At 48.3% G+C, this 12736-nt stretch carries 10 protein-coding genes; 9 read left to right on the forward strand and 1 reads right to left on the reverse strand.

All coding sequences use genetic code 11. The annotated features are described in order from the left end of the window. Nucleotides 1-426: 426 nt before the first annotated feature. From B2899_RS09910 to B2899_RS09920, 3 genes are all read left to right on the forward strand, one after another. Nucleotides 427-1089: an HNH endonuclease signature motif containing protein gene (locus tag B2899_RS09910; RefSeq protein ID WP_286885468.1), complete on the forward strand. Its 663-nt coding sequence runs from the start codon at nucleotides 427-429 to the stop codon at nucleotides 1087-1089. Further along, complete coding sequence (locus B2899_RS09915; RefSeq protein WP_286885469.1) at nucleotides 1086-1760, forward strand: hypothetical protein; 675 nt, start codon at nucleotides 1086-1088, stop codon at nucleotides 1758-1760. The genes B2899_RS09910 and B2899_RS09915 overlap by 4 nt, the downstream gene beginning before the upstream one ends. Nucleotides 1761-2231: 471 nt before the next feature. Then, nucleotides 2232-2660, forward strand: coding sequence for a hypothetical protein (locus B2899_RS09920; RefSeq protein ID WP_286885472.1), 429 nt, complete (start codon nucleotides 2232-2234; stop codon nucleotides 2658-2660). Between the two features lie 19 nt (nucleotides 2661-2679). On the opposite strand, the gene B2899_RS09925 is transcribed toward B2899_RS09920, so the two are convergent. Beyond that, nucleotides 2680-3693 carry a transposase gene (locus B2899_RS09925; RefSeq protein WP_286885474.1) on the reverse strand — a complete coding sequence of 338 codons (1014 nt, stop codon included), beginning with the start codon at nucleotides 3691-3693 and terminating at the stop codon, nucleotides 2680-2682. 314 nt (nucleotides 3694-4007) lie between these two features. Between B2899_RS09925 and ftsW the strand changes: the two genes are divergently transcribed. From ftsW to B2899_RS09955, 6 genes are all read left to right on the forward strand, one after another. Further along, a complete protein-coding gene (ftsW, locus tag B2899_RS09930; RefSeq protein ID WP_146810148.1) occupies nucleotides 4008-5201 on the forward strand; it encodes a putative lipid II flippase FtsW in 1194 nt (397 codons plus the stop codon). A 222-nt stretch (nucleotides 5202-5423) separates the two neighbouring features. Beyond that, the gene (locus B2899_RS09935) at nucleotides 5424-6635 is read left to right on the forward strand and encodes an MFS transporter (protein WP_146810149.1); all 1212 of its coding nucleotides are present in this window, start codon (nucleotides 5424-5426) and stop codon (nucleotides 6633-6635) included. Nucleotides 6636-6674: 39 nt separating this feature from the next. Then, nucleotides 6675-8870: an assimilatory nitrate reductase catalytic subunit NasC gene (nasC, locus tag B2899_RS09940; protein ID WP_146810150.1), complete on the forward strand. Its 2196-nt coding sequence runs from the start codon at nucleotides 6675-6677 to the stop codon at nucleotides 8868-8870. Next, on the forward strand, nucleotides 8839-11274 hold the full coding sequence (nirB, locus tag B2899_RS09945) for a nitrite reductase large subunit NirB (protein ID WP_286885479.1): 2436 nt from the start codon (nucleotides 8839-8841) through the stop codon (nucleotides 11272-11274). Before nasC ends, nirB begins: the two co-directional genes overlap by 32 nt. A gap of 16 nt (nucleotides 11275-11290) precedes the next feature. Then, a complete protein-coding gene (gene nirD, locus B2899_RS09950) occupies nucleotides 11291-11623 on the forward strand; it encodes a nitrite reductase small subunit NirD (RefSeq protein ID WP_146810152.1) in 333 nt (110 codons plus the stop codon). Between the two features lie 269 nt (nucleotides 11624-11892). Further along, nucleotides 11893-12736 (forward strand): aldehyde dehydrogenase family protein (locus B2899_RS09955; RefSeq protein ID WP_286885481.1); only part of this gene is annotated, 844 nt, incomplete at its 3' end.

A 12736-nucleotide genomic window follows, 5' to 3' on the forward strand; every position in this document is an offset into this window, starting at 1 on the left:
AAAGGAAAATAGCAAAACAAGTAAAGGAAGCAGAAAAAAAGCTGTGCTTTATTGCATAGGCACAAGCGGAGTATGAAGCACTAATGGAGGAAGTAAGGGGATATTGCCAGAAGGACCGGGGGTTACGGCGATAGGCGGATGAGTTGAGACATCTGGCAGTACCGATCTGCAAATGGCAACATAAATAAGACAGCTACTAGAATTTTGAACAGTTGGTTGACCCAAAGGACGGACACCCAAGGCTGGAAATACTTCGTCGGATAGATGAATTACAACGTGAAGCAACTGGACTAAAAGCCAACATAAGCCATATCGAAAGCGTGCTAGCCCGCCAACTAAAGGAACCGGAGGAAGCAGAGCGAGAAGCGGCGTTGATGGTACAACGAGCAAAGGAACGAGTACAGGAAATGGAACAACTATTAGCTTATGAGCTGGCGAAGTTGGCGGATTCAGAAATTAAGCTCCGAGCAGCGAGCCTATGTCGTTGGGAAATTTGGGGGCAATGCGGGTGTAAGCTTAGTAGGAGCCAAAGGTGTATCGGTTGTTGCTAAGCAAACGGCAAAGGCGGTAGTAAGAGCAACACCACAGGCTATGGAGGCGATAAGTAATGAAAGAGGTTCAATAGCCATTGGAAGAAACAACAGGGATAAAGCTACTCAGGGGACAGGTAAACCTCAAAAACCGAAAAAACATAGTGCTGAGAAGAAAAGTAATGCTCAAACAGGAAAAGGTCCTTATTCACATCTTGAAGATTCTAAGCATGTAGGACCTGGAAAGGACTTTACTGCCGCCCAAAAGAAAAAGATAATAGAAGAGAATATGAAGCGAAATGGTGGCATAGTTAAATCTGACTTATCAGGTCAAATCTGTACCAAGCCACAAAAGAGCAAAAAAGGTGTTACACCAGATCCGAATGAGTGGCAGATTGATCACATTATACCTAAAGATAAAGGTGGAACGAACAGTTATAGTAATGCTCAAGTGCTAACTCGAAAAGAAAATAGAGATAAATCAAACAAATTACCCTCTGACTCAAATGAACCAAATAAGAAAAAAACACCTTCTAAGCCTAAAAGGAGGAAAAAATGAAGCCAGTTATTTTGAATAATGGATTGAATAAAAAGAGTCTGTGGGATGGTTGTATACTTGCGTCAATTGCACATGCAATTATGGTTGCTCACTATCCTGAATTATCCTATGAACATTCTTGGGACGGAATAAACTACAGCGTTGTTGATAGTTCAGGAGGAAGAGGAACAATTACGTTTAACAATAAGTATTGTGTTGGGGCTTTTCGTAATGAGAATGTTAATCGTACTGAGTTCTCTACAGCTATTGATTTTTTTAAAGAAGCGCCTCAAGAAGTCCTTGAGTTAGCAAAAAATGAAACATTAGAGTATCTTTTGGAAGAGGGAGAAGATGGAATGTCTATACCCTCTATTACTACAGCTTTTTGGGGAGATGCCGACAATATTATCTCTATTGATAATATCGTAAGATTAATTCAATATGGTGGTTATCTTTTAGAGAGACAGTTAATGGAATATGAAGCTGCGATTGAGTCTTGGCGAGATTATTATGAGATGACGAATGTGCAAATTGATCTATTAGAGTCGATATATGCTAGAAAAATCAAAAGACCAGACGCTAAAATAATATTAACTAAAAGAGAAATTGAAATGATTGGAACAGATGATCCTGAGGGATTGAGTGAAAGTAATACCTCGTTTGAGGAAATCGGAATAGTTTGGGAGAATTAAAGTAATGGGGCTACCCAGTGCCGAATGAATCTCTTTCTCTGTTACTAACAAACATAACCTTAATCATGCCTGTACAATATTTCCTTGATTTATTTGTACGTACATCATGGCATGTATTGAAATATATAACCTATTTCCCGTCTCCAATCCTTTCATTTCACCCTCAATATGTTCAGTTCCTATCGTTCTTGTTTTCAAAATCATGACCTTCGTTATCTCCCGTTTCTCTATAATTCATATTTCATGCAACAATTTCAGTCATACATCGACAACTAGGGTGAGAAAAATAATGAGATTCCTTTTAAGAGAATCGCAACTTTTTCTGAACCTGTAGCGATTACTGTGTATAGCAGGACATCATCAATCTGGTAACGTGCCAGTTTATATATCATACAGAAGGTCATGTGGTAAGGGCTAGCCACCTTCCCTCTAATTCAGCGAGAATTCGTGAAAATTTTTGAGGGGGAACACATGAGCAACATCAAGGTATCCATCGACAGAATCGTCATTGAATACAGAGATGTCTATTGGTCATTCTTCAACCCGTTCAAGCAGAACATTTGTGATTACTACGGGATTAAAGAGTATATCGGGAAAACGGGATTCAAGTACCATCTTCATATTCGGGAATACCCTGATCATTACTTCCATATCTCATATCAGCCCTATCATGAGCCAAAGTCTATGAAGCATACGTTACGCATTGAAACGCATCCTGACCCTTTGGAGTATTTCCAGCCTATTCTTGATGGATTGAAGGTAAATCAAGTGCAAGGAGCAGAAGAAGCAGAAACAAAAGGGGAGACTTCCTCCGATTACATTTCCTGTCCCCCTTTAGAAACCGAGGATGGAAAAGAAAAATCGCCCTCACTCTGGGCGATTTACTCCTTATGTTTTTGATGTGGCGAAATTCATTTTGTTACTGCAACCGTTTCTTTTCTATTTGTTTGGGAACCTTTTCCTGGATAAAGTCTTTTACTTCCTGTAACGATGGCGCTCCCGTGACTTTCAGCAACAGTTCGTCGATATGTTCCTCCTTCGTTAGTTTCTGTATATCTTCGTGTAAAGCTTTCGCAGCATCTCCAAACTTCGCCTGCAAAAGCACATGGACCGCTTCCCGTTTTCCCTCCTGTCTTCCTTCCTGTCTTCCTTCCAATCTTCCCTCTAATCTCCCCTCTTGTCTTCCTTTCTCATGCCAGGATGTTGTCAACTCCATAATTCGTCCCTCCTCGTCAGGATCAAGCTTTTGTAATTCCATGCGCAAGTGTTGTTCTTCCTCTTCACTCAATGGCAAGTAGGTTTCAAAAAAGCCGGTAAGCAATGCCATACGAGCCGGGTCTTGTTCCAGCCGCACCAGCATGCGAAGAAATTCTTTTTTAACTTCGACTCGTTCTTCGGGTGTGTACCCCATTTTGCTAAGCAGCGCCGCCGCTATCGGATTGTCCTGCTGGATATAGTCACGCCAGTTCTTTCGTTTCAGTTCGACCTTTAAGAACCGGAATGTCATCACATCGAAGAAAGGGAAGGAGATGTGGAGCGTATCGGGTTCTTCTTTGACTTTATCATAGCTGAAGACGGCGATCGGTAAAATGCGTCTGCGGTATTTTTCATACAGTCGACTGAAATAAATGAACATCCGGTCGTGAAAGGTTGTTTGTTCATACGATTGTGGCTCTACATGAATGATGATAAGACTTTCTTCTCCTTTCAGGCGCGTTTCCACGAGAAGATCGACGCGCCGTTTCTCTCCTTTCAGAATATCCGTAAACAACTCTTCGGATAAGAAAGAGGTATGTTCAAAATCAATGGCCTCATACGCATCGGGAAAGAAGAGCGCCATAAATTCTTCAAAAAACGTTGAAATCAATTCTTTAAACAATCGATCATGATCCATGCGGTTTTGACGATCGGAGAGAATGTCTTCCGTTGCCATCGGAATTCCCCCATACTTACGATTTTGTTTTTCATTATACCATGCTTTTAGAAAGACAGGTAATTAGGACATAAAGCAGTTGAGACAGAGCTATACTGGCTTCATGTCTTTCGGTTTGTGCGGCAGTATGCCAACCCGGTAGTAGCTCTTTTTCCCTCTTGTCTCTCCTTCTTTCCTCACAATTATCACAGAAAACGGGGGTGCGTCCGTTCAGCGTTCGCACCTCGTTTTTTATTGTTGGTTTTCTTCCATTTTGTGTTAAAATGAGGTGTAGTTTTCATACATTGTGAAGGATACCAGAGGAGAAGAGCGAGATGAATAAAAGAGGAAGGCCGGATTTCTGGCTGCTAATCTTAACGTTTATTATCGTTTGTTTCGGTGTAGTGGTCGTATATAGCGCAAGCTCTATCGAGGCCATCGATACATACGGTGATGCCGCCTACTATGTGAAAAACCATTTGGTTCGTGTGGGGCTTGGCATTTTTATTATGCTGGTCGCGATGAATATTCCGTTTACTTTTTATAAAAAGTATTTCTTTCATGTTCTGTCTTTTTCCTACTTTTTGCTTGTCGCCGTACTAATCCCCGGTGTCGGGGCAAAGCGAAACGGGGCCAGAAGCTGGCTTGATATCGGTCCGTTGCAGATTCAACCGGCGGAATTTGCGAAGATTGCGTTAATCATTTATTTGGCGGGTATTATCGCAAAAAAGGGGGAGAAATTCTGGGATTTAAAAAAAGGATTCATCCCCGCCGTTGTGGTGGTGTCGCTGTTTTTTGTCATGATTGCGATTCAGCCTGATCTGGGGTCGGCGGCGATTCTGGCATTAACAGCGGCAAGCGTGATCTACGTTGGAGGAGCACGGTTAAAGTATCTTCTGATCCTGGGCATTCCGCTTCTTTTATTCGGTGTTGTCTATACGTTCTTGTCAGCCTATCGTTTGAACCGTTTTTTGGTTTTCTTAAACCCATGGGACGATGGAATGGACGGGCTTGGTTGGGGGTATCAGCTCACACAGTCGTTTAGCGCACTGGCGCACGGAGGAATCATCGGGACAGGCCTTGGCAAGAGCATAGAAAAATATCTGTATCTTCCTGAGGTTCATACGGACTTCATTTTTGCGATTATCGGGGAAGAATTCGGGTTTATCGGTGTTTTATGCTTTTTGTTTACCTACTTGTTCCTGCTGTGGAGAATGATGTTTATCGCCATCTCTTCAGAAGACGTATTTTCAAAGCTGGTTGGGTACGGTGTAGCCAGCATGATAGCCATTCAAATCTTTATTAACATTGGTGGGGTCATTGGCGCCATTCCGCTTACCGGTGTTCCTCTTCCGTTAATCAGCTACGGGGGTTCTTCGCTGCTGGTCACCTTGCTGGGCATCGGGGTTACGCTGAGCATTTCAAGGGAGATCGACCGGCAGAAGATGAGAGAAGCAATGAGCAGCATCACACAGAAAAAAGCCCCTCCAATGCGTAAAATACATGCGCCCCGCCGATATAAAGGATAAATACCAGAAAATATAAATAAATAAATTTGTCATAAGAGTTCATTTCCTATTTCCATGTCTGACTGACTAAACCGGATGATAGTTTCATCCGGCTTTTTTTATGTGAAACATTCAAAGAGTATGTCAGGTAATATGACACAAGAAGTAACATATAAACACTGTTTTTATACAATAAAGCCATCACCACTAACATAGTTAGCTACGGAAGGAGGCGTCTCTTATATGGAAATCCGAAATTTTTGGAAAAGTGGTCATTGGCCAACCCTGTTGGGCTCCTTTTTATATTTTGATGTGAGCTTTATGGTATGGGTGCTGATGGGGGCTACAAGTGTGTATATCACCCAAGACCTGCAGTTAACCGCCTCGCAGAAAGGATTCATGGTGGCGCTGCCGATTCTTGGCGGTTCAATCATGCGTGTGGTTATGGGGCTGCTTGCAGACCGTATCGGAGCCAAGCGAAGCGCCGTGCTGGGGATGTCGCTGACACTGATTCCGCTGTTTTTGTTGTGGATGTTCGGTACTACGTTATATGAAGTGTATGCATATGGCTTTTTGCTTGGGATCGCGGGAGCCAGTTTTGCGGTCGCGCTGCCGCTCGCCAGCCGGTGGTATCCCCCCCGTTACCAGGGCCTGGCCCTTGGCATCGCGGGTGCAGGCAACAGCGGTACGGTATTCGCCACATTGTTCGCTCCGCGTCTGGCTGAATATTTCGGCGGATGGCATGCCGTCTTCGGACTTGCGATGATTCCCGTCTCACTTGTTTTAGCCGGTTTTGTTTTACTGGCGAAAGACGCACCGAATCCGCCGCCTGCTAAACCGCTGCGGGAATATGTACGCATGGTACGAGTGAAAGATGTGTGGCTGTTCTGCTTCTTTTATAGCATCACATTCGGCGGCTTTGTAGGAATGGTCAGCTTTCTTCCGCTCTTTTTCCACGAACAATACCAGCTACCGACCATTCGTTCTGGTGACTTTGTGACGTTTTGTGTGATTGCAGGCAGCTTCTTTCGCCCGATCGGGGGCTGGCTTGCGGATAAATGGGGGGGTGTGCGTATCCTGCAAACTCTTTTCCTGTGCATTTTAACGCTGTTTCTCTGCGTATCCGCCATGTTTTCTCTTCGTTTGGAGCTGTTGTTTCTGCTGTTGATTATGGCGAGCTTCGGACTTGGAAACGGCGCGGTATTTCAGTTGGTCCCTCAACGTTTTGCAGAAGACATCGGCATCGTGACTGGAATCGTCGGTGCTGCGGGTGGAGTAGGTGGCTTCTTCCTTCCTTCTCTGTTAGGTGTTTTAAAGGACATGACAGGGACGTATACACCCGGATTCATCGTGTTGGCCGTCATCGTGGGGCTTGCGCTGTTTACGATGCTTGCTGTGAGTCAGCGCTGGAGCGAATCACTGGTTAAAAAAACATCAACCGGGTCCGCTGTTTAATGATTGTCTCTACACCAGATCTGAAATAGGAGGGAAGCCATGAGTGGGTTTTTGCAGCATTTTCGTCAGATTAATGAAAGATACACAGTGTCTACAACGAATCAGACGCGATGCCCGTACTGTAGCATGCAGTGCACCATGCTTTTTCACAGAGAAAACACGCCGTTTTCTTCCCGCTTTACGATTACTCCTAATAAAGAAGACAGCATTGTACAGGGACGCATGTGTGTAAAAGGGCTGGAGGCGCATACACCGATTTTTACAAAAGAACGGATTACATCCCCATTGCTTCGCCGGCACGGTACATTTATTCCGGTCTCCTGGCGAACGGCATTGCAGTGGCTCAAAAGAAAAGTGCGCGATATTCAAAAAGCGCATGGATTTGATGCCATCGGTGTCTATGGAGGTGGTTCTTTGACGAATGAAGAAGGCTATCTCCTCGGTAAATTCGCACGGGTGGCGCTTCGCACCCGGTATATCGATTACAATGGCCGGTACTGCATGTCGGCAGCGGCAGCGGCGGGCAGCCAGGCGTTTGGGATCGACCGTGGAATGACAAATCCCCTGGCAGATATTCCGCTTGCCAAATGCATCATCTTAGCCGGCACTAATATAGCGGAATGCCAGCCGACCATGATGCCGTACCTCCGTCAAGCCAAAGCGAACGGAGCCTGCATCATCGCAATTGACCCGCGTGCAACGGGAACCACCCGGATGGCGGATGTTCACCTGCAGCCAAAGCCGGGCACGGATGCGGCGCTGGTTAACGGCATGCTGAAAGTGATAATCGAAGAGGGATATTATGATTCAAAATTCATCACTGCCCATACCGTTGGCTGGGAAGAGATGTCTGCCTATATCCGGACGGTACAGATGTCCGAAGTGTCACACATCACGGGCATTCCGGAGGCAGATATTGTGCAGGCGGCCCGAATATATGGACAGGCGGAGAGCGGGATGGTCTTTACGGCCCGCGGCGTGGAACAGCACGCATATGGCGTGCAGAACGTGCGCAACTTCATCAACCTTGCACTGGTGACGGGCAAAATCGGCAAGCCTGGTTCGGGATACGGAGCCGTGACCGGACAGGCGAACGGACAGGGTGGACGGGAACACGGGCAGAAGGCTGATCAGCTTCCGGGCTACCGTTCCATTGAAAATGCGGAACATCGAAGACATATAGCGGAGGTGTGGGGCATTAAGGAAAGCCGCCTGCCCGGGAAGGGAGTGTCCGCGTATGAGATGATGGAACGGGCTGCAGCGGGAGAACTTGAGGGAATGATTGTGCTGTCATCCAACCCAGTCGTATCCAACCCTAATGCCCGATTCGTCGAAGAGGTGTTGCGCAAGCTTCCGCTCCTGGTTGTCGTTGATTTGTATATGTCAGAGACCGCACAATTGGCTGATTTGATTCTTCCCTGCGCCTCCCACCTGGAGAAGGAAGGAACCGTGACGAATCTGGAGGGAAGGGTGATGCTCCGCAAAGCGGTGCAGCCGCCTCCCGGAGAAGCGCGGCCCGACTGGCGAATCCTTCAGGATATAGCGCATATTTTAGGACAGCGGCGGACATTTCGGTATGGCGGAGCACGTGATATTTTTGAAGAACTGCGAAAGGCCTCCCGCGGGGGAGTGGCTGATTACAGCGGAATAAAGTATGAGCGGATCGAGAAGGAGCAAGGGGTCTTCTGGCCATGTGCAGACGAAAGGGCTCCCGGAACAGAACGCCTGTTTGAAGAGGGTGTGTTCTATCACCCGGATGGCCGCGCCAGACTCGCGCATGTTCCGCATCTGACACCGCCCGAGCGCACCGATGATGTATACCCGGTTACTTTAACGACGGGGCGCCTTCTTCACCATTACAACAGCGGCGTGCAGACGCGGCGGACGCCTGCGCTCTATGCACGGGCGCAGGCGCCTGTGCTGCAGATTCATCCGGAAACCGCCGAGCGTCTGAGACTTGTAAACGGTGCGCGGGCGCGTATCCACTCAAAACGCGAAACGATAGAAGTCGATGTGAGAGTATCCAAGGATATCCGCGAAGATACGGTATTTGTCGCATTTCACTGGGGCGACGAGCAATGTATCAACAGGTTGACACTGCCGGAATTGGACCCGCAGTGCCGGATGCCGTCGTTTAAGGCGTGCGCGGTCCGCATTGAACCGGTGGAGTCTACAGCCCCTACACGAAAGGAGCAAAAGAAGCATGAACAAGAAAAAGCTTGTGCTTATCGGTAACGGCATGGCCGGGATCAATACGATCGAACACATTTTGAAACTGGGAAACGAGCGGTATGACATTACGATATTCGGCAGTGAGCCGCATCCGAACTATAACCGTATCCTGCTGTCGTCCGTGCTGGCCGGGAACGCCGAGATGGACGATATTATTTTAAACAATTGGAACTGGTACGAAGAAAATAATATTCGCCTGTATGCCGGGCATACCGTCAATCGTATCGATACGGAGAATAAGCTTGTTTATACCGACACAGGTGTATGCGAGCCTTATGATGAATTGATTATTGCTACCGGCTCGGTGCCGTTTATACTCCCGCTGCCGGGTGCCGACAGGGAAGGGGTTATTGCGTTCCGGGATATCAAGGACTGCGAGACGATGATGGAGGCAGCAAAGCGATATAAAAAAGCCGTCGTTATCGGCGGCGGACTTTTGGGACTCGAAGCGGCCAAGGGACTTCTGAATTTGAACATGGAGGTGGCCGTGGTCCATATCTCCGATTATTTAATGGAACGACAGCTGGATTCGACTGGATCGGAGATGCTGCGCGCCGAGCTTGAGAGGCAGGGTATGAAGTTCTTGCTTTCCAGGCAAACGGAAGAAATTCTCGGAGACGACCGCGTTACCGGGCTTCGCTTTAAGGACGGTACAAGCGTCGAAGCCGATTTGGTGGTTATGGCGGTCGGCATCCGGCCCAGTGTACAGTTAGCCCGGGCATCTGATATTGAAGTCAATCGCGGCATCGTGGTTAACGATTACATGGAGACGAACCGACCCCATGTGTATGCAGTGGGGGAGTGTGCCGAGCATCAGGGGATTGTCTACGGTCTGGTTGCGCCGCTGTATGAGCAGGGCGCGGTGCTTGCCAAACGGCTCTGCGGAGTTGAAACTGCACCTTACAAGGGCTCGGTAATCTCCGCAAAATTAAAAGTCTCCGGCGTCGATGTCTTCTCAGCCGGTGAATTTATGGATGGACCGGATACTCGTTCCATTCGTATACATGACGAATGGAACGGCGTTTATAAAAAGGTGCTGGTCCGGAACAACCGGATCATCGGCGGCGTGTTGTTCGGCGATACGAACGAATCATCCCGATTGTTTCAATGGATTCGAAACCGGGCGGAGATGACCCCTAAAATTCACGTATCCCTGCTCGGTCTTGCGGCAGAAGGAAACGGAAGCGGCGGCGCAGATACAGTGGCTGATCTGGACAATGAGGAGATCATTTGCGGATGCAATGGTGTATCTAAAGGGGATATTGTTTCCGCCATTCAAGAAAAGGGGCTTACTACGGTAGATGAAGTCAAAGGGTGTACCGGCGCGTCCCGTTCGTGCGGCGGATGCAAGCCGCTCGTCACCCAGCTTCTCGGCCATGCCCTTGGGGATGAGTTCGACTCCGCAGGTATACAGAAGGAAGGCATTTGTCCTTGTACGCCGCTGACCCATGATGAAGTGGTTGCCGCCATCCGCGAGAAACAGTTGACGCACATGAGAGAAGTGATGCATGTACTGGAATGGAATACGGAAGAAGGGTGCTCGAAGTGTCGTCCCGCACTGAATTACTATTTGGGTATGGTATGGCCGGAAGCGTACGCGGACGATCGGAATTCCCGCTTTGTTAATGAAAAAGTGCATGCCAACATTCAAAAGGACGGTACTTATTCCGTCGTACCGCGAATGTACGGCGGAGTGACCTCGCCGGAGGAGCTGCGCCGCATTGCCGATGTGGCGGAGAAATACCAGGTGCGGATGATTAAAGTTACCGGGGGCCAGCGGCTCGATTTGCTTGGCGTATCCAAAGAAAATCTGCCGCAAATCTGGGAAGAGCTAGGGATGCCTTCGGGTTATGCCTACGCTAAAGCCGTACGTACGGTCAAAACATGCGTAGGCGAAACCTTCTGCCGCTTCGGCACGCAGGATTCCATCCAGATGGGCATCGACATGGAGAAGAAATACGAACGGCTCAACACACCGGCAAAAGTTAAAATGGCCGTCTCTGCCTGCCCGCGCAATTGTGCGGAGTCCGGCATTAAAGATCTGGGCATCGTAGGCGTAGACGGAGGCTGGGAAATCTTCGTCGGTGGAAACGGCGGGGTTAATCTGCGCAAGGGGGACCTACTGTGCAAGGTTAAAACGCGGGAAGAAGTGCTTGATATTACCGGCGCTTATCTGCAGTACTACCGCGAGACGGGGCAGTACGGCGAGCGAACATCCGAGTGGGTGGAGCGCATGGGGCTTGAGCATATCAAACGCGTGGTTGTTGACGATAAGGAGGGCCGCAAGCTGCTGCTGCAGCGCATCGATATTGCACTGGCTCAACTTGTCGATCCGTGGGAAGAAATCGTGCGGGATGCTGGAATTCGCGAGACGATGTTCGAAGAGATCAAGGCAAGCAGCCTGTAAAACGGAGGGATGAAGCATGAAACGATATAGGATTGGGCCGATTGAATCTCTGCCTGTGCAAACAGGAAGAGTGGTGTACATTGAGAATCGGGAAATCGCTGTGTTCCGGTTGTCAAACGGGGAAGTCCAGGCCGTGGAGAATCGGTGTCCCCATAAAGGCGGGCCGCTGGCCGAAGGGATCGTCAGCGGCAATTACGTATTTTGTCCGCTGCATGACAGGAAAATTAATCTCAAAGACGGTCTGGTCCAGAAGCCGGATATAGGCTGTGTCAGAACCTATCCGGTTGAATTGATAGAGGGCACGGTGATTCTTGGCATTCCGGTGAAAGAGGCGGCAATCTCCGGGTAAGGCAGTACCCTTCCGTTTCTCCAATGTCAGACGGTGAAAAGGCATCCTTTGAGCAGGGTGCCTTTTTTTGATATACGTTTTGTCTAAAATTCTATTGTTTTCAGCCTGAATTATTGCCGTTAGAATACAAAAAGGTAGGCAACAAGTCAAAATGAAAAATTGAAGTTTTTACACACTGTCTAATGTAAACGTCTTATAATCGGTTTATAGTAAAAAGGAAGAAGATTACACAGAAATAAATTTAGGCAATTGAGGTGGTTGGGATGACAATGATGAAACGTCAAGCAGAGATAGTAAGAAATTTTATAGGCGGTCGGTGGGTAGAGGCCAGGGCTGCACGTTATGAAGAAGTGCCAAATCCGGCGACGGGAGAAGTCATCGGGCGCGTTCCTGTATCTACACGCGAGGATGTAGATCGGGCGGTGGAAGCGGCGAAGGAAGCGTATCAGACATGGAGTAAAATGCCGGTGCCGCGTCGGGCACGCATTTTGTTCAAGTACCAGCAACTGCTCGTGGATCAATGGGAAGAGCTGGCCCGCCTTATTACCATCGAGAACGGGAAGAGCTACGATGAAGCATACGGTGAGGTGCAACGGGGCATTGAGTGCGTTGAATTTGCAGCAGGAGCCCCAACGCTGATGATGGGAAATCAGCTCCCTGACATTGCTTCAGGCATTGAATCCGGGATGTATCGTTACCCGCTTGGTGTAGTCGGCGGCATTACGCCGTTTAACTTCCCGATGATGGTGCCCTGCTGGATGTTCCCGCTGGCGATCGCCTGCGGCAATACCTTTGTATTAAAACCTTCCGAGCGTACGCCGCTGCTGGCAAACCGCCTGGCGGAACTTTTTGCGGAAGCGGGGCTTCCTGACGGTGTGCTCAATATCGTACACGGAGCGCATGATGTGGTGAACGGCATTCTCGAACACCAGGACATTAAGGCGGTTTCGTTTGTTGGCTCACAGCCTGTAGCGGAATACGTGTATAAGACGGCCGCAGCACACGGAAAGCGCGTACAGGCGCTGGCCGGCGCCAAGAACCATTCCATTGTCATGCCGGATGCCGATATGGATGTAGCAGTCAAAAATATTATCAGCGCCGCTTTTGGTTCAG

Origin of the sequence: Aneurinibacillus sp. UBA3580, assembly GCF_002375825.1 — a bacterium.
In the GTDB taxonomy this organism is placed as follows: Bacteria; Bacillota; Bacilli; order Aneurinibacillales; family Aneurinibacillaceae; genus Aneurinibacillus; species Aneurinibacillus danicus.